The following is a 19,400-nucleotide window of genomic DNA, read 5'->3' as shown; positions in this document are numbered from 1 at the left end:
GCCTCCTATCACGCCAGGTACCGATGCACGAGCATGACCGCCATCGCACCCTCGCCGACCGCCGAGGCGACCCGCTTCGCCGAGTCGGCGTGCACGTCACCGGCGACGAAAACGCCGGGGACGCTGGTCTCCAGGTGATGCGGCGGTCTGGGTAGCTCCCAGCCCGCGGGTCTGGTTCCGTCGACGAGCAGATCGGGACCGGCGAGCACATAGCCCGCCTCGTCCCGCTTGACCACGCCATCGAGCCAGTCGGTCTGTGGTGCGGCACCGATGAACAGGAACAACCGTTCGGCCTCGGCTTTTTCTTCCGCGCCGGTCCGGTTGTTGCGCAGCACGATCTGCTGCAGGTGATCGTCGCCGTCGGCGGCGATCACCTCGGTATCGGTATGCACCTGGATATTCGGTATCTGCGCGATCTGCTGGATCAGGTAGTGCGACATGGACTTGTCCAGCGAGTCCGCGCGGACCATCAGATGTACCGTGCGCGCGTTGCGGGACAGGAATACCGCCGCCTGCCCCGCCGAATTCGCCCCGCCGACAATGTAGACATCGCGGTCGGCGCATTCGGAGGCCTCGGTCATGGCCGAGCCGTAATAGACACCGCGCCCGGTGAAGTCGTCCACGCCGGGGGCCGGGTGCCGCCGGTAATCCACACCCGTCGCGATGATCACCGTGTGCGCGCAGAGCCGTCCGCCATCAGCGAACCGCACGGTTCGCGCGGAACCGTTCACCTCGAGCCCGACCACCTCGCGTGTGGTGATCACCTCGGCACCGAACTTCGCGGCCTGCCGCCGCGCTCGATCTGCCAGTTGTGCACCGGACAGCCCGTCCGGGAAGCCCAAATAGTTCTCGATGCGCGAACTCTGGCCCGCCTGGCCGCCGGTCGCCGTGCGCTCGACCAGCACCGTGCGCAAGCCCTCGGAGGCGCCGTAGACGGCCGCGCCGAGTCCGGCGGGTCCACCGCCGACCACGATCAGGTCGTAGAAATCACCGGTCGGATTGGTATTCAGCCCGACGCTTTCGGCCAACTCGCCATCGCTCGGTTGCACCAGCGCCTGCCCGCCGGGGGTGATCACGACCGGACAGATGTTCGGATCGGCGCCAGCGGCCTCCAGTAGCCGTGCGCCTTCCGGCTCCTCGGCCAGGTACCAGCGGTAGGGCAGCTGATTGCGGGCCAGGAATTCGCGCACCTCCGACGATCGCGGGGACCAACGGTTGCCGACCACCTTGGTCTCGGTGACGGGTTTGTGGTCGTTGCTGCGCCAGGCCTCCAGCAGACCGTCGAGCACCGGATAGAGCTTCTCCTCCGGCGGATCCCACGGCTTGAGCAGATAGTGGTCGAGGTCGACGACATTGATCGCGTCTATCGCGGCGCTGGTATCGGCGTAGGCGGTCAGCAGCACGCGGCGCGCGTACGGATGCAGGTCCATGGCCTGCTCGAGGAATTCGATGCCGTCCATGCCCGGCATCCGATAATCGGCGATCAGTACCGCGACCGGTTGGCCGCGCAGCTTCATCTCACGCAGTGCGTCGAGCGCACCCGCGCCCGACTCCGCGCGCAGAATCCGGTACTCGGCCCCATAACGGCGGCGCAGGTCGCGTACGACCGCGCGGGAGACTCCCGGATCGTCATCGACGCTGAGGATGGCCGGTTTCGTAGCAGCGGGTGCAGTCACCTATCGAGTATGGAACGCGCGTCAAACGCGATGCTCGCGCACCAAGTCGAGTTCGGTGGGCGTGAGCAGACGCTCGAGTTGTTCGTCTATGGGGTGGACCAAGCGCGGCGTGGAGATGTCTCGAGTTGCGGGTGTCTCAGGTGCGATGGCGGGAAGCAGCGGAACCTGATCCAGGTGGCGCCGATGTAAGAGCGAGCGCAGTTTCACGGCCGATCACCTCACGCTTGATGGAAACGCTTGTGGCAGTGTCTGATGCTTCGTCTATCCCACATTGTGCGCGGGCCATTACACGGCCGGGTGATCAAATCGCGAAAAAGTGACACATTTGTCTTCCAACAGCCGCCGACTAGGCTATTTGCCAAACCGATAAGTCGTGCTAGCCGGACATCCCTCACACAGTTCCCCGGAGGCAGCTTTGCCGAAAAATATCGAAGCCACGATCGAGATCGCGGCACCGCCGGAACAGGTCTGGGCCGTTGTCGCCGATCTCAAGCGGATGCCGGAGTTCAGCCCGCAGTGCGTACGGATGCTCGCGCTCGGCACCCCGAAGGCGGGCACCTGGACCATCAATCTCAATACCGACGGCAAGAAGTACTGGCCGACCACCGCACGCATCGTGCGCTATGAGCCCAACCAGGCCTTCGCATTTCGGATCAACGAGAACCGCAGCATCTGGAGCTACACGCTGGAGCCGACCGACACCGGCACCCGGCTGATCGAACGCCGCGATGTGCCCAACGGCACCACCTGGTTCTCCCGCAAGTCCATCGATGCCGCGATGGGCGGCGAGGCGCTGTTCGAGGAAGAACTCGAGCGCGGGATGAAAGTGACGCTCGACAAGATCAAGTCCGCGGTCGAGGCGGCCGCGTAGGCCTGCGTTGCGTCCACAGCTCGGGCCCGTCAATCGTTGCCCTCGCACACCTTTCGTGCACCTCGCACACCGACCCACCCGATGAAACGCCGCGTCCAAACCGCGAAGGTATGCGAGAAGTAGCTCCCTGGCAGGTCGACTCGATCATTCGTGCCAGAGGGAACCGGGCACCCGCCCGGTGAAGGTGGGTTACTGCCAGTTGGGCAGCGTCACGACCTGCGCGGCGTAGGACAGGCCCGCACCGAAGGCGATCAGCAGCGCGGTATCGCCGGGCTTCGACTCGCCCTTGCGCAGCAGCGCCTCCATGGCCAGCGGAATCGAGGCGGCCGAGGTATTTCCGGTCTCCTCGATATCGTTGGCGAGTGCGCAGTGCTCGGGCAGCTTGAGCACCCGGGCCATGATCTCGATGATCCGGCCGTTGGCCTGGTGCGGGATCATCGCGTCCAGGTCGTCGGTGGATAGGCCCGCGCGATCAATGGCGTCGCGGCAGACCTTCTCCAAGGAATGCGCGGCCCAGCGGAACACCGCCGTACCCTCCATGGCGAGGTAGGGACGCACCGCGTCCAGGCCCTTTTCATCGATTTCGGCGAAGAACTCCATCCAGTCCTTGTCCTGGCGGATCGCGTGGTGCTGCGTGCCGTCCGACCCCCAGACCGTGGGTCCGATGCGCTGCTCCTCGGACGGTCCGACCACCACCGCGCCCGCGCCGTCGGCGAACAGGAAGGCGGTCGCGCGGTCCTTCGGATTGACGGTGTTGGTCAATTTCTCCACACCGATCACCAGCACATGTCCGGCGGTTCCGGCGCGAACCAGATCCGAGGCGAGCGCGAGCGCGTGACAGAAGCCCGCGCATCCGGCCGAGATATCGAACGCCGCCGTGCCGTTCATGCCCAGTTCGGTCGCGATCTGCGGCGCGGCCGCCGGAGTCAGCAAGAGGTGGGTGGAGGTGGCGACGATGACGCAGTCGACCTGATCGACCTCGACTCCCGCAGATTCGAGCGCGCCGCGAGAGGCCGCGACGCTCATGCTCTGAATCGTCTCCTCCTCCGAGGCGAAGCGCCGCGTTTTGATTCCGGAACGGGTGCGGATCCACTCGTCACTCGAGTCGATGGGTCCGGCGACCTCGTCGTTGGTGACGATTCGAGCGGGGCGGTAAACGCCGAGCCCGAGGATCGCCGTGTGCTCAGCCCCTGTTGTCTGGGCGATTCGAGCAGCCATGATGCGTCTCCTATGTACCTGCGGCGGCGCCGCCGGGTTGTACCCCGAAAGCAACGAAATGAGTCCCTCATCGGCCGGCCGCCTACGTCACCGTAGACATGAGGCCCCCTCATATTAGCCCGAGTTGGGCATGTTTGGCGTGCGTATTCTCACATTTGGCGGGTATATCCACGAAGCACGCCCTGTGGTGCGGCGCTGCTCCAACTAGTGATTCGAGGTCACCATGCTCGGACTCGGGATTATCGGGTGGATCATCATCGGAGGTCTGGCCGGCTGGATTGCCAGCAAGATCATGAAGACGGATGCGCAACAAGGCATCCTCCTCAACATCGTGGTCGGCGTGGTCGGCGGCCTCCTAGGTGGGTTCCTACTCAAGGTGCTCGGCGTGGATGTCGAGGGCGGCGGACTATGGTTCAGCTTCTTCACCTGCCTCGGTGGCGCGGTGATTCTGCTGTTCCTCGTGCGCTTGTTCACCGGGCGAAAAGCCATGAGCTGACCGGCTGTGTCGGAGGTGCGGCGTTTGCGGGCCCTACGTGGCTACCAGGCTCCCGCGGGCCTGACGCAAACGCCGCCGTGCCACAGACTCGGTTCCCGTAAGGTGTGAACGCTTGCGCCGACCTATCGTTGAGGGGCGCAAACCGTCTGCATCGAGCACGAAAGAGGAGCCTGTGGCACGCCGTCCCACCCCGCCCGGCACGCCCGAAACGACCGGAGTCGGCCATGTCGTCGATCTGGTCCGGGCCGCGATTCCCCCACTGCATCCCGCCGGGCTGCCCTTCGTCGCGGCACCGCTCGCGGTGGCGGTCATCGCGGGTAAGCGCAAGTGGGTGCGCCGTACGGGCCTGTTTGCCGCTGCGGCCTGCGCGACCTTCTTCCGGCATCCGAACCGGGTGCCGCCGAATCGGGCGGGCGTGGTCGTCGCACCGGCCGATGGTGAGATCGCCCTGGTCGATACCGCGATGCCGCCCGCCGAACTCGGCCTCGGCGATGCCCCGCTGCCGCGCGTGAGCATCTTCCTTTCAGTGCTCGATGTGCACGTGCAGCGCACACCCATCTCCGGCACCGTGCGTACGGTGCTGCACCAGTCCGGTCAGTTCCGTTCGGCGGATCTGCCCGAGGCCAGTGCGGTGAACGAGCGCAACAGCATGGTCATCGATACCCCCGGTGGCGCGCAGCTCGTGGTCGTACAGATCGCGGGTCTGCTGGCGCGGCGCATCGTTTGCGACGCGCAGGTCGGTGACAAACTGGCCATTGGCGACACCTACGGCCTGATCCGTTTCGGGTCCCGAGTCGACACATACTTCCCGGCGGGTACCGAATTACTCGTCGAACCCGGACAGCGCACGATCGGGGGCGAGACCGTGCTGGCCGTACTTGCCACCGACTCATGATGGAGCAGGCCCTGCCGACACCACAGCGAAGGCGCCGCAGCATCCGGCTGTTGCCGAGCATCGTGACAATCCTGGCGCTGTGCGCCGGATTGTCCGCGGTGAAGTTCGCTTTGGACGACAAGCTCGACATCTCCTTGGCGATGGTCGGCGCGGCGGCCGTACTGGACACCCTCGACGGTCGGCTGGCCAGGATGCTCGACGCCACCACCAAGATCGGCGCCGAACTCGATTCGCTCTCCGACGCCATCTCCTTCGGTGTCGCGCCCGGTCTAGTGCTCTACATCGCGCTGCTGGACAGCAATAGCGCGGGCTGGATCATCGCGCTGGTTTTCGCGGTGAGTATTGTGCTGCGCCTGGCCAGGTTCAACACCCTGCTCGACGACGACACTCGACCGGAATGGTCGCGCGAGTACTTCGTCGGCGTCCCTGCCCCGGCGGCGGCGCTGATCGCGCTGGTGCCGATCGGGCTGTACGTGCAGTTCGGTGACGGCTGGTGGGTCGGCTATTACGAGGTCGCGGCCTGGACGATCTTCGCGGCGGCCTTGGCGGTCAGCACGATTCCGACGCTGGCCATGAAGTCGGTATCGGTGGCGCCGCAGGCCGCGGCCGGATTGCTGGTGCTGACCGCCCTCGCGGCGGCGGCGCTGGTCACCTATCCGATCGTGCTGCTGTTAGTGCTGGTCGCGCTGTATCTCGGGCATATCCCGTTCGCCTGGCATTCGCAGCGCTGGGTCGCCGCGCGTCCGGAAACCTGGCAGCACAAGCCATCCGAACGGCGGGCCCAGCGGCGGGCGCAGCGGCGACGGCCCGCACTGCGGCGTCCGGCGATCCGCGGGGCGAGCCGGCTGCGGCTGCGCAGTCCGGGCAAGGAACGTCGGGTGGACGACCTGCAACTCTGAGCCGTTGCGGTTCGCCAGGTATTCCTTAAGGAATCATCTAGGTGCCGCGGGAATGCTGCGGTTATGAGCGGCGTTGCGGCACTTGGTGGTTTGGGATTCTGGGGATTCGACCTCGGTCGGGTTTTCGGTGGCGAGCCGACCATCGGATCGGCGGGCGAACTCTCGAAGGCCGGGAGGATCGCGACCGGTACCGTCATCTTCGGCGGCCGAGCACGGAAGAAGGTGGCGGTGGAACCGGACGGACTGCGCGAATTCCAGGCGCATCGCCCGCGCCTGTTCGCGCTCGCCTATCGGATGCTCGGCTCCGCGACCGAGGCCGAGGACGCGGTGCAGGAGACCTACCTGCGCTGGGACGGCACCGACCGCTCCACGATTCGCTCTGCCGAGGCGTGGCTGACCACCACGGTCGTGAATCTCTGCCGCACCTGGCTGGTTTCGGCGCGGGCCCGCCGCGAAACCTATGTCGGCCCCTGGTTGCCCGAGCCGGTGCCGACCGCGCGCGGTGAACTCGGGCCGCTGGAGACGGTGGAGGAGCGCGAGCTGGTATCGCTGGCGCTGCTGACGGCATTGGAAAGGCTGAGCCCGATCGAGCGGGCGGTTTTCGTACTGCGCGAGGCGTTCGGATATGCCCACCGGGAGATCGCGGACATGCTCGCGGTATCCGAGGCCAATTCGCAGCAGATTTTCCGCCGGGCCGGTATCCGGGTGCGCGAGGGGCGACCGCGCTTCGATGTTCCGGCAGATCAGGCCCGTGAACTGATCGAACGCTTCCTGAAGGCGGCGCGGATCGGCGATATCGAGGCGTTGGAGCGGATGCTCGCGGACGATGTCGTCTCGACCGCGGATGGCGGCGGTCAGGTCACCGCGGCGCGGCGGCCGATTGTCGGGGCTCCCGCGGTCGCGCGGTATGTGGCCGGACTGTTCCGCTGGGAAGTGCCGGGGATGGTGATGGCGCTGGAGGAGATCAATGGCGCACTGGCGGTCGTCGTGCGCTTGGCGGGAGAGCCCGCGCTGGTGGTCGGCGTGGACACCCTCGACGATGCCGTGACCGCGCTGCGCTTGATCGTCAATCCGGAGAAGCTTGCCCGTATCGGGCGGGAGTGACGCAGGTCATTATCCGAGGCTGTCATGGATCGCGGGGCTGTCCAGTCCGAGGGGTGTCGGCCGATCGAAAGGGAGCCACATCATGACCGGACAGCATCGAATCGTCGTTCTGGGCGCCGGATACGCGGGGTTGGCGGCGGCCCGCAGATTGGCGCGCACCGCCCGCGACGCCCATATCACCGTTGTCGACGCCCGGGCGAGCTTCATCGAACGGGTGCGGTTGCACCAATACGGTGCGGGGCAGTCGATTCCGGAATGGGATCTGCGAGAGTTGCTCGAGCCCAAACGAATCCACTTCGTGCAGGCCTGGGCGCGCGGTATCGAGCACAAGCGCGTGGTCCTCGACGGCGCACCGGATCTGGAATACGACTCACTCATCTACGCGTTGGGCAGTACCAACGATCCGGGCGTGCAAGGGGCGGCCGAGTACGCGTATTCAATTGCCACACCAGAGGATTCGGAGTATCTACGGACCGGTATTCCGTCAGGGCGGACCGTGGTGGTCGGTGGTGGCGCCACCGGAATCGAGTTGGCCGCGGAACTGGCCGAGTCCCGGTCGGATTCGCGGGTGTTGCTGCTCGGCTCGGATGAGCCTGCTTCTTGGCTGTCCGCACGGGCGCGCGATCATGTGCGACGGGTGCTGGCGCGGCTCGGGGTCGAGATCCGTTCGGACGCAAAAGTTATCGAGGTGACGCCGGAGGGCGTCCGGTTGGCCGACGGTTCCGTGGTCGAGGCCGCTGCGACGGTGTGGACCGCCGGGTTCGGGGTGCCGGCGCTGGCGCAGCGGTCCGGACTCGCGGTGGACGTGCACGGTCGAGTGCTGACCGATGAGACATTGCGCTCGATATCGCATCCGGATGTGTACGCGGCCGGTGACGCCGCCGTGATCGCGGGTCCGGGTGGTCGGGAGCTGCGGATGGCCTGTGCCACGGCATTGCCCACCGGTAAGTACGCGGCCGATGCCGTTATCGCTCGGCTGGCCGGTCGTGCGCCGCGTGAGCTGCGGTTCCGGTACATCTTGCAGTGCATCAGCCTCGGGCGGCGTGATGGCGTCATTCAGGCCCTGCGTGCGGATGACTCACCGGGAAGGATTGTGCTGACCGGACGGACTGCGGCCGTGTTCAAGGAGCAAGTCGTGCGTTATGCGGCCGGGGTGGCGCGTGCATGAGTATCGTCAACTAATGGTTGACGATGAGCGATCGTCAACTTATGGTTGACGCATGACAATCAACGTACGACTCGACGATCTGATCGAGGGCATCAAAAAGGCACGTCCGGACAATGTGCTCGACCAACTCTCCGATGCCGTGGTCACGGCCGGGCATTTCGGCGAAGTGGCCGATCATCTGATCGGTCACTTCGTGGATCAGGCCCGCCGCTCCGGCGCCTCGTGGACCGATATCGGCGCGAGCATGGGTGTCACCAAACAGGCGGCGCAGAAGCGGTTCGTGCCGAAGGGGCCGGGTGATCCGGCGGAGGCCGCGGCGATGGATCCCAGTGCGGGTTTCGCGAAGTTCACCCCGCGCGCACGGCAGATTGTGGTGGCCTCCCAGGAGGCGGCGCGCAATTCTGGTCATCCGGAGATCGCCGTCGGGCATCTGGTGCTGGCCCTGCTGTCCCAATCGGAAGGCCTCGGCGCCAGAGAGATCGTCGCCCAAGGGGTGGAACTCGACGCGGTCCGGGATGCGGCGACAGCCGCCATCGCCCAAAAACCCGCCGATCCGGCGAATCTGCCCGCACTCATTCCGTTCGGGCCCGAGACCAAGAAGGTGCTGGAGCTGACCTTCCGTGAGGCACTTCGCTTGGGACACAACTACATCGGCACCGAACATGTTCTGCTCGCACTGCTCGAACAGGAGAACGGTTCTGGGATCCTGTCCGCTCTCGGCGTCGACAAGGCGAAAGCCGAAGCCGATCTGGCCGAACTGCTGTCGGTGATCGCCGCCGAGAAGTCGTGAACGTCCGGGCCGCGTTCGTCGCCGGACGACGTCGAATTGCCTGGATCGTCCTCGGTATTCGATGCGCACACGCGGCCAGGGCACGGCAGCGGCGGGCCATCCGATCGCGGGGGACGTCGGCGCGGCGCGGCTCACGGATACCGCTCGAATACCGTGAGCCTGTCGCGGCGTGACAGCGGTTCACTTCTCCGGCACGTTGCGGGCGAGTTCGTCCAACCAGGCGGCGGCCGAGGCATCGCTCGGCGCACGCCAGTCGCCGCGGGGTGAAAGTGAGCCGCCCGAACCGACTTTCGGGGCGTTGGGCAGGGTGGAGCGTTTGAACTGGCTGGTCTGGATGAAGCGGCGCAGGAATTCGGCCAGCCAGTGTTTGATGGTCGGAAGATCGTAGGCGTTGCGCTGGTCGGCTGGAATGAGGTCCGGCCAGCTGCCACGGTCGAGCTCGGACCAAGCGTGTCGAGCCAGATAGGCGACTCGGCTCGGGCGATAGCCGAAGCGGAGCAGGTAGTAGAGGTGGAAGTCCTGCAGTTCATAGGGGCCGACGGTGGCCTCGGAGCTCTGTCCCGGGGTGGTGGAGTCGTGGCTGGGCACCAGCTCCGGCGAGATCTCGGTCTGCAGGATCGATGACAGCACCCGGCCTGCCTCGGGGCCGAACTGATGGGTGTCGACCGCCCAGGCGATCAAGTATTTGATCAGTGTTTTGGGGACGGAGGCGTTCACGCTGTAATGCGCCATATGGTCGCCGACGCCGAAAGTGCACCAGCCCAGTGCGAGTTCGCTGAGATCGCCGGTGCCGACCACGAGCGCGTTGTGCTGGTTGGCGAGTCGGAACAGATGCGAGGTGCGCTCACCTGCCTGCACATTCTCGTAGGTCACGTCGTACTGCGGAATACCTTCGGCGGCAGGGTGATTCAGGTCGCGCAGCATCTGGGTCGCCGACGGCCGGATATCGATCTCCTGCGCGGTCACGCCGAGCGCGTCCATCAGCGCGTGCGCGTCGGTGCGGGTTCGGGAGCTGGTCGCGAAGCCGGGCATGGTGTAGGCCAGCACATTCGTGCGCGGCAGTCCGAGCCGGTCCATGGTTTTGGCCGCGACGATCAGCGCCTGGGTGGAGTCCAATCCGCCGGAGACGCCGATGACCAACCGCTGACTGCCGGTCGCGCGCAACCGGGTACTCAGGCCCTCGACCTGGATGTGATGCACCTCGGCACAGCGTTCGTTGCGGGCGGCCGGATCGCTGGGAACATAAGGGAAGCGCTGGATTTCGCGGCGCAGGGCGATGGCGTTCGTCGCAACCGGCAACTGCACCTCGATGCGCCGCATTCGCATCAGGCGATCGCGGTGATCATGCACATTGTCGGCGAAACTGGTGGTGCGGATGCGGTCCGCGGCCAGCCGCTGCAGATCGAGATCGGCGGTGATCAACTGGGGATGGTCGCAAAACCGCTCGCCCTCGGCGAGCAGGTCGCCGTTCTCACATACCAGTGCCTGCCCGTCCCAGGCCATATCGGTGGTCGATTCGCCATGTCCCGCAGCCGAATACAGATATGCGGCCAGATACCGTGCGGAATGCGAGGTGCACAGCGCGCGCCGGTAGTCGGCCTTGCCGATGACGATATTGCTCGCCGACAGATTGACCAGCACGGTCGCACCGGCCAGCGCGGCATATCCGCTGGGCGGCAACGGAACCCAGCCGTCCTCGCAGATCTCCAGGTGGAATACGAAGCCGTCGAGATTGGTCGCGGTGAACAACAGGTCGGAACCGAACGGCACGCGCTGACCCGCGATCGTGATGTGGTCGTCCAATGTCTCGCGCCCCGCCGCGAACTGGCGCTTCTCGTAGAACTCGCGATAGTTCGGCAGATAGCTTTTCGGCGCGACCCCGAGTACTTTGCCGCGGCACACCGCGATTCCGCAGTTGAAAAGCCGACCCTGGGTCCGCACCGGCGCACCGACCAATAGCACCGTGTCGATTTCCGTGCTCGCCGCGACTATCCGCTCGATCGCCGTGCCGACCGCATCATCGAGCGCATCCTGGTGGAACAGGTCGTCGGCGGTGTAGCTGGCGAGTCCTAGTTCGGGAAACACCGTCAGCACAACGCCGTCGGCGGCCGCTTGCCGGGCGAGCTCGAGTGTCTGCTCGACATTGAACGCGGGATCGGCCACGCGGATCCGCGGCACGGCGACCGCCACCCGTGCGAACCCGTGCCGATAGAGCGAGTCGAACGGCAGTGCGGGCACGGACTTCCCCTTCCGGGATGGTTGATCTTCCTCCGCTTCGAAACTACGCCCGCCCACGCAGTCCGCCGCCCCAGCGCGGCCATTTCGCCTTGGTCTTCGGCTCCTCCATCAGCGGTCCGCGCCCGATATCGGTGACCAACAGCGGCAGCCGTGGCGCGAGTTCGTCGAGCACGGCCTGGGTGTGCCCGCCCTGCGCGGTCCGGTACTCCGGCATGGTCAGACCGACGATCTGGAGGAACTGCACGCGCCCGTGAGGTGTGTCTATGGTGCCGAGCTCCGGGTCGGCGGTGAAGGCAACGGCCTGGATATCCGAATCCGGATGGTCCGCCGCGATGGGGCCGTTGGGCTTGATGGTGTGGCCGGGTTCGAACCAATTCCCGGACTGGAACACATACCGGGCCAGATTCTGCAGGAAGTTCGCGGGCCAGACCGGCGGCTTCTCATCGGACGGGGTGCGCAGCAGCCGGAAGGTGAATTCGAATCCCCAGCCCGATTCGTCCGGGTTATCCCATTCCTTCTCGTACAGCTCGGTCATGCCATAGCTGATGTAGTGCCAGTGTGGGACCGGTTCGGTGCGCGGATAAGCGCTGATGCCGTCCAGTGGATCGGGCCCGCCGAGCGACCAGGGGACGCCCGTCCCCCAATGGCTGGGTGCGGTGTCGTGGTACAGCTGTTCCAACGCCGCGTCGATAGCGTTCCAGCCGGGACTTTCACTCACCTGGACACCATAAGGTCGGCGTCGATCATGCGTCGCGCCACACGGATAGTCATTGGCGGGCAGCCCTTTGCTGGTCGCGCGATCCGGGTCGGCGCCGCGGGTTCCGGACTGGGCGGCCTGTCGGGAAAGGGCTGCTCCGCCGCACCGGTAAGCTATAGCAATGGCGGATGACACGGATTCCGACCTGGTTGCGGGGGAACGACGCGCTGATCTCGAGCGCGCGCTGACCTATGTCTCCACCGAGTCGCAGCCCGACGGCAGCTACATCATCAACGGCGACCTGCCGCCCGATGTCGCGCCACCGTTCATTCGGGCGATCATGCGGGTGGAGGCGGAGTTGCTGCTGAACGACGCGGAACTCGTAACGGTCGATGAGGGTGAACCACGCACGCCCGAGGAGCGCCGGGCCGATGCGTTCGTGGCATTGATACTCCGGGTGGACGACCGCAGCTCGGCCTGAGCCGCGCGGCGGACCTTGCACTCGATACCCCTGAGTGCTAAAAAGGGCTTGGCACTCTCGACGTGTGAGTGCCAGGTCGGGACGGTGAGACCGGGTTCCATCGACACCCTCGGTCGTCCGTCGCGGGCACCGAACCTGGCCAGCGTAAATGGGGCGATCCAACCTGCGATCGTCCTGTGTGTCAGCCATATACATGTGGAGGATCTCAACGCAATGGCCAAGACAATTGCGTACGACGAAGAGGCCCGTCGCGGCCTCGAGCGGGGCCTCAACGCCCTCGCCGACGCGGTCAAGGTGACGCTGGGGCCCAAGGGTCGCAACGTTGTCCTGGAGAAGAAGTGGGGCGCCCCCACGATCACCAACGATGGTGTTTCCATCGCCAAGGAGATCGAGCTGGAGGACCCGTACGAGAAGATCGGCGCCGAGCTGGTCAAGGAAGTCGCCAAGAAGACCGACGACGTCGCGGGTGACGGCACCACCACCGCTACCGTGCTCGCCCAGGCGCTCGTACGTGAGGGTCTGCGCAACGTGGCGGCCGGCGCCAACCCCCTCGGCCTCAAGCGCGGCATCGAGAAGGCCGTCGAGGCCGTCACCACCAAGCTCCTCGCCACCGCCAAGGAGATCGACACCAAGGAGCAGATCGCTGCTACCGCTGGTATCTCCGCCGGCGACTCGTCCATCGGTGAGCTCATCGCCGAGGCCATGGACAAGGTCGGCAAGGAAGGCGTCATCACCGTCGAGGAGAGCAACACCTTCGGGCTCCAGCTGGAGCTCACCGAGGGTATGCGCTTCGACAAGGGCTACATCTCCGGTTACTTCGTGACCGACCCGGAGCGTCAGGAAGCGGTCCTCGAGGACCCGTACATCCTGCTCGTCGGGTCCAAGGTTTCCACCGTCAAGGACCTGCTGCCGCTGCTGGAGAAGGTCATCCAGGCCGGTAAGCCGCTGCTGATCATCGCCGAGGACGTCGAGGGCGAGGCCCTGTCGACCCTGGTCGTGAACAAGATCCGCGGCACCTTCAAGTCCGTTGCCGTCAAGGCGCCGGGCTTCGGTGACCGTCGCAAGGCGCAGCTCGCCGATATCGCCATCCTGACCGGTGGCGAGGTCATCAGCGAAGAGGTCGGTCTGTCCCTGGAGACCGCCGGCATCGAGCTGCTCGGCCAGGCACGCAAGGTCGTCATCACCAAGGACGAGACCACCATCGTCGAGGGCGCGGGTGACGCGGAGGCCATCAAGGGCCGCGTCGCGCAGATCCGCACCGAGATCGAGAACTCGGACTCGGACTACGACCGGGAGAAGCTGCAGGAGCGGCTGGCCAAGCTGGCCGGCGGTGTTGCGGTGATCAAGGCCGGTGCCGCGACCGAGGTCGAGCTCAAGGAGCGCAAGCACCGCATCGAGGATGCCGTGCGCAACGCCAAGGCCGCCGTCGAGGAGGGCATCGTCGCCGGTGGTGGCGTGGCGCTGCTGCAGTCGGCTCCGGCCCTGGACGACCTGAAGCTCACCGGTGACGAGGCGACCGGCGCGAACATCGTGCGCGTCGCGCTGTCGGCTCCGCTGAAGCAGATCGCCTTCAACGCGGGCCTCGAGCCCGGCGTTGTCGCCGAGAAGGTCTCGAACCTGCCGGCGGGCCACGGCCTGAACGCCGACTCGGGCGAGTACCAGGACCTGCTGGCCGCTGGTGTCGCCGACCCGGTCAAGGTCACCCGTTCGGCCCTGCAGAACGCGGCCTCCATCGCGGCCCTGTTCCTCACCACCGAGGCCGTTGTCGCCGACAAGCCGGAGAAGGCCGCCGCTCCCGCCGGCGACCCGACCGGTGGCATGGGCGGTATGGACTTCTGAGTCCCGCCTCCCACTTCTAGACCCGAAGGCCGGTCCACCAATGGTGGACCGGCCTTCGGTCTATTTTGGTCTGGTGGGGTTTTCAAGGGGCGCAATGGGGTTTGCTATCGATTGTGCGTCGGCCGCTATCTTAAGGGAGATTTCGGTATCACGGCTTTGCTGATCGAGCGGGTTGAACGGAATGGCGAAGCGAGCGGGTCAAAGCTTTGTAGCGACCGATTCGGTGGAAGTTGTTGGAGCGGGGGTTATTTCGATGGTGCGATCGGCTGTTTTGGTGGTGCCGTTGGTCGTTGGGGTTGGGGATTCGATTCGTTGATCGGCGGTTGCCGCGGGTGCGCTGTCGACCATCGGATCCGCGTCGAGAACCGGCGTGCGTGGATCGGATTCGGCGGCGGCCGGTGTGATGGCGCGCAGTTCGGGTTCCGCTGGTTCGATCGCGGCCGATTCGGCGGCGGATTCTGCTGCGGCGGCCAGGCGTAGGCGTTCGGCGAGCTCGTTGAAGATATAGAAATTGGGGATCTGGCCGACGGGGGTGAGCGAGACCCAGTTGCCGTCTACCTTCATGCGGACCAAACCGCTTCGGGCGTCGATCAATTGGATCTGTTCCCAGGCGTAGGCCCGGCTGCGGAAATAGAGTGCGGCCAGGTCGAGGGCGATTTCGCCGAAATAGACGGTCGCGCCGTCATCGATGGCGGCCACGGCGCGCGGGAGTTGGGCCAGGGTGACGGCAGACTGGATGGCCCTGCCCCATTCGCGCGCCTCGCCGAACAGGGTGTCGTCGAATGCGGCCTCGGCGCCGTCGGGGCCCGACATCCGCAGTGAGTACTCGGTGTGGGCGGAATTCTGGAAAGGGATGACCTGTTGGCGCACTTCGGCACTATTCCAGCGGAATCCGGCCACCTGCTCCCCGGAGCGATACACGGTCATGCCGAATTCGAATAGGTCGAGCCGAGCCGTGCGGTGCCGACGATTGCGCCGCCCGCGAAAGAATGCCAATGACGTGGGCACAAGCGCGAGCAGACCGATCGCGAGGGCACCGGGATATGCCCCGACCGTCACACAGATAACGCCGACTGCCGCGAACCCGCCCGCGACGATCCCATAGCCGCGCACGAGGCTGTCGCTCGCCGGCGCCGGTAGAAACGTCTGTCGGTGCGTGCCGAGCTTCTGATATTCGGCCATCAGGTGGATCAGCTGCGACAGTGGAACCTTTTGTGGCCCGCCGGTTCCGACATCGCCATGGCTCGGAGTGGTCAATTGTCTCTCCATGAGGCGGTTTTCCTCCGCGGCGAAGCGTATGACACTCGACCGAAGGTCGCCACCCCAGCCTCGTGCCCGGTCAGTCGGCCGAGCTTACGCCATCGCGACGACATACCCGCGATGGGTGCGGGCGTTTCGTCGTGATTTAGATCAAGTTGTCATGCCGCGAATAAGCCGATGGCCGGTCCGCTGAACGGACCGGCCACGCGGCGGTATCAGATTCCGTCGACCATCAGAACGGCGAAAGGCATGGTGGGGGTGCCGGCCCCCATCGGCCCGCCCTTATCGAATTGGGAAGAGACAACCAGTGTTCGATCACTGCTGCGCACCAATGTGGTGGGAATTCGCAGGGATTCATCGGTGACCTTGCGGTCCAGCTCGACGGTCGCGCCATCATCGCTGATCTGCCAGCGGGTAATGGTGTTGCTGGTGTTCTGAGCCGCCCACAGCGTGCTGCCGTGCAATTCCAGTCCGTCACCGTATTTCAGGTCGGCGCCGCGCATGGTCACCTTGCGAATCGAATCCGGCGAATTCGCCGCGGTCGCAACGCGGTACAGCTCGCCCGAGTTCATATCCACGATCAACAGATAGCGACCGGAATCGTCGGAGGCGATGCCGTTCAAGGTGAATGCGTCCGGCGCATGCGGGCTGATGGTGGTGCTCAGGTCGAATCGTACGGTCAGCTCCGCCTTGCCGCCGTGGGCCGCGGTGACCTGCTCGGGGGTGACCTGGTAGACGACCGGGCGCAGGCTGTCGGTCAGGTACGCGTTGCCGTCCGGTGTGATGGTCAGATCATTGACCAGCCTCGGTCCAGTGTCGGCGATATCGAAGCGGGCGATCAGCGCACGGCTGCCGGTGTCGTACACCGCGACTCCGACCGTCGAATCGATAACCCACAGTCGTCCCGCCGCATCGACTTTCAGTCCATTGGCGGTCTTGCGGCCGTCGGCCCCCTCGGGCAGGAAGATTTCGGCCCGTGCCGCGCCGGGTGTCGCGCGGTAGACGGCGCCGTTGGCGTAGGAGCCGACGTAGGTGTCACCGGTGCGCGGATCGACCGCGATGCCCTCTGGATAGACGCGATCTCCGGGCAGTTCGTAGGCGGTGCTGATGCGGATGGTCGGTTGGCTCACGGCCTCGGTCGTCGTGCCGCATGCCGCGACTGCGGTGCAGGCAATGGCGATGGCCATGGTCGAGATGGTGCGGAACATGCTCGCGGCTCCTGATAGTCGAACATCCAGATGTATTCACATCGTAAAACGTGCACGAATGTATATTAGGACTCTAATCAACGTCAAGAACCTAACGAGCAGACGGGCAGTTACCATGCGGATATGACGTCCATGCACTCCTCCGAGCGCCTCGGCTCGTATCTCAAGCGCGCCGAACAGGCCCTCAACTCGGCGAAGAGCGCGGCGCTCAAACCGGCGGGCCTCACCGTTCCCCAGTACGGGGCCTTGCTGTTCCTCATCGAAAACCCGGGCATCAATGCCGCCGCGCTGGCCCGGCTGTGCGGGGTGACCCCGCCGACCATGAATACGATCCTGACCAATCTCCAGGACCGCGGCCTCATCGAGCGCACCCCGCACGCCTGGCACAAGAACGTCCTGGAGACTCGGCTCACCGAAGCGGGCGCGGCGCTCGCGCAAGAGGCGGACGTGAGTGCCGTGCGCGTGGAACGCGCGTTGGCCGACGAATTCACCGAGGCCGAACACACCGCGCTACGCGAACTGCTCACCCGCTGCGCCGACCTACTCGACTCCATTCGTCCCGAATCCGCGCCGAAAAAATAGCTCCCGGGATCCGGGAGCTATTGGAGTGCTGGCGATCTCACGCCGGGGCGACCACCGCTGTTTCGATGCGAGATGGTCGGCGCAGTGTCGCGACGCCGAGCGCGAGGGCGAGGAAGCCGACCGCGGCCGAGGTCCACGGCAGCCAGCTCGCGCCCGACGAATCCAGCACCGTGCCGCCCAGCAGTGAACCGATGCCGCTGCCGAGGTAGATGGCCGAGCCATTGAGTCCGAGCGCGACGGTCGGCGCGTCGTGCGCAATGGCGAAGAGCCGGAACTGTTGCGGGATGAGGATCGCGGATCCGAACAGACCGGTCAGGCCGAGTACCGCGAAGACCGCCCAGTTGGCGTGGGTGGCCGGGCCGAGCAGGAGTAGGCCGATGAGGCTGCCGACGAGTCCCACGGTCAGCGTGCGCGCCGGGCCGAAGCTGTCTACCGCGCGGCCCGCCTGCGAGTTGCCGACGACCTGACCGATGCCCATGACCAGCAGCAGCCACGCGAGCTGCCCCTGCGGCACCGATGGCGCGATGACGACCGGCAGATAAACGATGGTCGTATAGACCGCGGTCATCTGCAGCGTCGTCACCAGCAGGACCCGCAGTACGGCGGGCCGGGCCAGTACGCCGACGCGATCGCGCAATCCGGTGCTCGGCAACGTGACGCGCGGCAGCAACACCACGAGCACGGCCGCGATGGCGCCGCCCGCGGCAATCGCCCAGAGCACGCCGCGCCACCCGATCCAGCGCTCCACGAAGATGCCGATCGGCACGCCCGCGACGGCCGACAGCGTGATTCCGGCGGTGACGACCGAGAGTGCCCGGCCGCGGTGCGCATCGTCGGCGACTACCCCGGCCACGGCGTAGGCATTGGCCTGGAACGCCGCCGCGCCGATGGCGGCAATGATGCGCGCCCCGGCCATTACTGAAAAGTCCTGCGCCGCAGCCTGTCCGATCATGCCGAGGACGAAAAGAACCGCACCGCCGCCCAATACCCAACGCCGGTCCCAGGATCCGGTGGCGGCCGCGATGATCGGTGAGGCGATGGCGTAAGTCCAGGCGAACATGGTGGTGAGCTGGCCCGCGGTGGCCACCGACACGTCCAGGTCGCGGGCGATGAGCGGGAGCATGCCATTGAGGACGAAACCGTCGGTACCCAGCACGAAGGTGCCCACGGCGAGCGGAATCAGGGACCGATACAGATCATTCGATGATTGTCGAAGCATCTTATGATGCTGAGTTATAATTCGATGGTTGTCAAACGATCGGAGGATGAACGTGCGTCAGCTACCGCAGCCGAGCACCGGCGACCTGGACCTGATCCGAGTGCTCAGCGCCATCGCCGATCCGATCCGGCTGGAGCTGATTCGTGCGCTCGCGGGGGTCCGCGAACCGCTCAGTTGCGCCATCGACAAATTCGATGTCGAAATCACCGCCGCGACCGCATCGCATCACTGGAAGGTGCTGCGCGACGCGGGTGTCACGACCACCTATGTCTCCGGCCGCAACCGGCTCGTCGAACTGCGGCGCGACGATCTGGACGAGCGTTTTCCCGGCCTGCTCGATGCGATCATCAACGGCGCGCAATCCTGACCCCGGCAATCGTTCACCCATGCCCGGTCTCCGTGAGCCGAGGTACCCACTGCCCGCGTCCATTGAGCGGTTCAAAAGCCCCAAAAGTATTGGCTTTACGGGCGGTCCCGTAGCGGGTGCACTTGGTGTGAGGACTCGAACGTCACTCAGGGGTGGGGACAATGGACGGAATCTTTGTCGTGATCGGTTTCCTGGCGCTGTACGGGACGATCACGATCATCCATTACGCGAACCGCGGCAGTCGGGGGCGCCGCAACCGCCGCAGACGAAATCGATGGGCCGCGGGCAGCGGTGGCGATGGCGGCGGCGGTGGTTGCGGCGGCTCGAGTTGTGGTGGTGGATCCAGCTGCGGTGGCGGCTCGGGCTGCGGTGGCGGCGGTGGTTGTGGCGGT

The 19,400-nt window shown here is 65.7% G+C and carries 19 protein-coding genes; 11 read left to right on the top strand and 8 right to left on the bottom strand.

What is annotated here, in order from left to right:
- Window positions 1–8 precede the first annotated feature (8 nt).
- Together ACIBG0_RS18040 and ACIBG0_RS18035 are read right to left on the bottom strand one after the other, a co-directional pair.
- Window positions 9–1,676 (bottom strand): FAD-dependent oxidoreductase, encoded by a 1,668-nt coding sequence (locus tag ACIBG0_RS18040; RefSeq protein WP_397033735.1) that lies wholly within the window; start codon window positions 1,674–1,676, stop codon window positions 9–11.
- Window positions 1,677–1,697: 21 nt separating this feature from the next.
- Window positions 1,698–1,883, bottom strand: coding sequence for a hypothetical protein (locus ACIBG0_RS18035; protein ID WP_397033733.1), 186 nt, complete (start codon window positions 1,881–1,883; stop codon window positions 1,698–1,700).
- 208 nt (window positions 1,884–2,091) lie between these two features.
- Here ACIBG0_RS18035 and ACIBG0_RS18030 point away from each other — a divergent pair, with 208 nt between their 5' ends.
- Entirely contained in the window at window positions 2,092–2,547 is a 456-nt protein-coding gene (locus tag ACIBG0_RS18030; protein WP_364353659.1) for an SRPBCC family protein, read from the top strand.
- A 189-nt stretch (window positions 2,548–2,736) separates the two neighbouring features.
- Here the strand turns inward: ACIBG0_RS18030 and ACIBG0_RS18025 are convergent, their stop codons facing one another.
- Complete coding sequence (locus ACIBG0_RS18025) at window positions 2,737–3,765, bottom strand: beta-ketoacyl-ACP synthase III (RefSeq protein ID WP_397033731.1); 1,029 nt, start codon at window positions 3,763–3,765, stop codon at window positions 2,737–2,739.
- 223 nt (window positions 3,766–3,988) lie between these two features.
- Here ACIBG0_RS18025 and ACIBG0_RS18020 point away from each other — a divergent pair, with 223 nt between their 5' ends.
- From ACIBG0_RS18020 to ACIBG0_RS17995, 6 genes are all read left to right on the top strand, one after another.
- Window positions 3,989–4,261 carry a GlsB/YeaQ/YmgE family stress response membrane protein gene (locus ACIBG0_RS18020; protein WP_364353653.1) on the top strand — a complete coding sequence of 91 codons (273 nt, stop codon included), beginning with the start codon at window positions 3,989–3,991 and terminating at the stop codon, window positions 4,259–4,261.
- A gap of 172 nt (window positions 4,262–4,433) precedes the next feature.
- Entirely contained in the window at window positions 4,434–5,156 is a 723-nt protein-coding gene (locus ACIBG0_RS18015; protein WP_397033730.1) for a phosphatidylserine decarboxylase, read from the top strand.
- Window positions 5,153–6,055 (top strand): CDP-alcohol phosphatidyltransferase family protein, encoded by a 903-nt coding sequence (locus tag ACIBG0_RS18010; protein WP_397033729.1) that lies wholly within the window; start codon window positions 5,153–5,155, stop codon window positions 6,053–6,055. The genes ACIBG0_RS18015 and ACIBG0_RS18010 overlap by 4 nt, the downstream gene beginning before the upstream one ends.
- 228 nt (window positions 6,056–6,283) lie before the next feature.
- Window positions 6,284–7,159 carry an RNA polymerase sigma-70 factor gene (locus ACIBG0_RS18005; RefSeq protein WP_397034081.1) on the top strand — a complete coding sequence of 292 codons (876 nt, stop codon included), beginning with the start codon at window positions 6,284–6,286 and terminating at the stop codon, window positions 7,157–7,159.
- Between the two features lie 82 nt (window positions 7,160–7,241).
- A complete protein-coding gene (locus ACIBG0_RS18000; RefSeq protein WP_397033727.1) occupies window positions 7,242–8,327 on the top strand; it encodes an NAD(P)/FAD-dependent oxidoreductase in 1,086 nt (361 codons plus the stop codon).
- A 52-nt stretch (window positions 8,328–8,379) separates the two neighbouring features.
- Window positions 8,380–9,117 carry a Clp protease N-terminal domain-containing protein gene (locus ACIBG0_RS17995; RefSeq protein ID WP_397033725.1) on the top strand — a complete coding sequence of 246 codons (738 nt, stop codon included), beginning with the start codon at window positions 8,380–8,382 and terminating at the stop codon, window positions 9,115–9,117.
- Window positions 9,118–9,297: 180 nt separating this feature from the next.
- On the opposite strand, the gene ACIBG0_RS17990 is transcribed toward ACIBG0_RS17995, so the two are convergent.
- Both ACIBG0_RS17990 and ACIBG0_RS17985 read right to left on the bottom strand, forming a co-directional pair.
- Window positions 9,298–11,355 (bottom strand): NAD(+) synthase, encoded by a 2,058-nt coding sequence (locus ACIBG0_RS17990; RefSeq protein WP_397033723.1) that lies wholly within the window; start codon window positions 11,353–11,355, stop codon window positions 9,298–9,300.
- Between the two features lie 43 nt (window positions 11,356–11,398).
- Window positions 11,399–12,073: a suppressor of fused domain protein gene (locus tag ACIBG0_RS17985; RefSeq protein WP_397033721.1), complete on the bottom strand. Its 675-nt coding sequence runs from the start codon at window positions 12,071–12,073 to the stop codon at window positions 11,399–11,401.
- Window positions 12,074–12,233: 160 nt separating this feature from the next.
- On the opposite strand from ACIBG0_RS17985, the gene ACIBG0_RS17980 reads away from it, so the two are divergent.
- Together ACIBG0_RS17980 and groL are read left to right on the top strand one after the other, a co-directional pair.
- On the top strand, window positions 12,234–12,533 hold the full coding sequence (locus ACIBG0_RS17980; protein ID WP_397033719.1) for a hypothetical protein: 300 nt from the start codon (window positions 12,234–12,236) through the stop codon (window positions 12,531–12,533).
- A 213-nt stretch (window positions 12,534–12,746) separates the two neighbouring features.
- The gene (gene groL, locus ACIBG0_RS17975) at window positions 12,747–14,372 is read left to right on the top strand and encodes a chaperonin GroEL (RefSeq protein ID WP_062983560.1); all 1,626 of its coding nucleotides are present in this window, start codon (window positions 12,747–12,749) and stop codon (window positions 14,370–14,372) included.
- Between the two features lie 198 nt (window positions 14,373–14,570).
- Here the strand turns inward: groL and ACIBG0_RS17970 are convergent, their stop codons facing one another.
- Both ACIBG0_RS17970 and ACIBG0_RS17965 read right to left on the bottom strand, forming a co-directional pair.
- Window positions 14,571–15,641 carry a DUF6585 family protein gene (locus ACIBG0_RS17970; RefSeq protein ID WP_397033718.1) on the bottom strand — a complete coding sequence of 357 codons (1,071 nt, stop codon included), beginning with the start codon at window positions 15,639–15,641 and terminating at the stop codon, window positions 14,571–14,573.
- A 206-nt stretch (window positions 15,642–15,847) separates the two neighbouring features.
- On the bottom strand, window positions 15,848–16,840 hold the full coding sequence (locus ACIBG0_RS17965) for an SMP-30/gluconolactonase/LRE family protein (protein WP_397033717.1): 993 nt from the start codon (window positions 16,838–16,840) through the stop codon (window positions 15,848–15,850).
- Window positions 16,841–16,963: 123 nt separating this feature from the next.
- Between ACIBG0_RS17965 and ACIBG0_RS17960 the strand changes: the two genes are divergently transcribed.
- The gene (locus tag ACIBG0_RS17960; protein WP_397033716.1) at window positions 16,964–17,422 is read left to right on the top strand and encodes a MarR family winged helix-turn-helix transcriptional regulator; all 459 of its coding nucleotides are present in this window, start codon (window positions 16,964–16,966) and stop codon (window positions 17,420–17,422) included.
- Window positions 17,423–17,459: 37 nt separating this feature from the next.
- Here ACIBG0_RS17960 and ACIBG0_RS17955 read toward each other — a convergent pair whose 3' ends face one another.
- On the bottom strand, window positions 17,460–18,641 hold the full coding sequence (locus ACIBG0_RS17955; RefSeq protein WP_397033714.1) for an MFS transporter: 1,182 nt from the start codon (window positions 18,639–18,641) through the stop codon (window positions 17,460–17,462).
- 46 nt (window positions 18,642–18,687) lie between these two features.
- On the opposite strand from ACIBG0_RS17955, the gene ACIBG0_RS17950 reads away from it, so the two are divergent.
- On the top strand, window positions 18,688–19,008 hold the full coding sequence (locus ACIBG0_RS17950) for an ArsR/SmtB family transcription factor (protein WP_397033712.1): 321 nt from the start codon (window positions 18,688–18,690) through the stop codon (window positions 19,006–19,008).
- The last annotated feature ends 392 nt before the right edge of the window (window positions 19,009–19,400 follow it).

This window comes from Nocardia sp. NPDC050630 (assembly GCF_044457245.1).
Lineage (GTDB): Bacteria > Actinomycetota > Actinomycetes > Mycobacteriales > Mycobacteriaceae > Nocardia.
The sequence above is the reverse complement of the archived record's forward strand: the minus strand, read 5'-3'. Positions and strand labels throughout refer to the sequence as shown.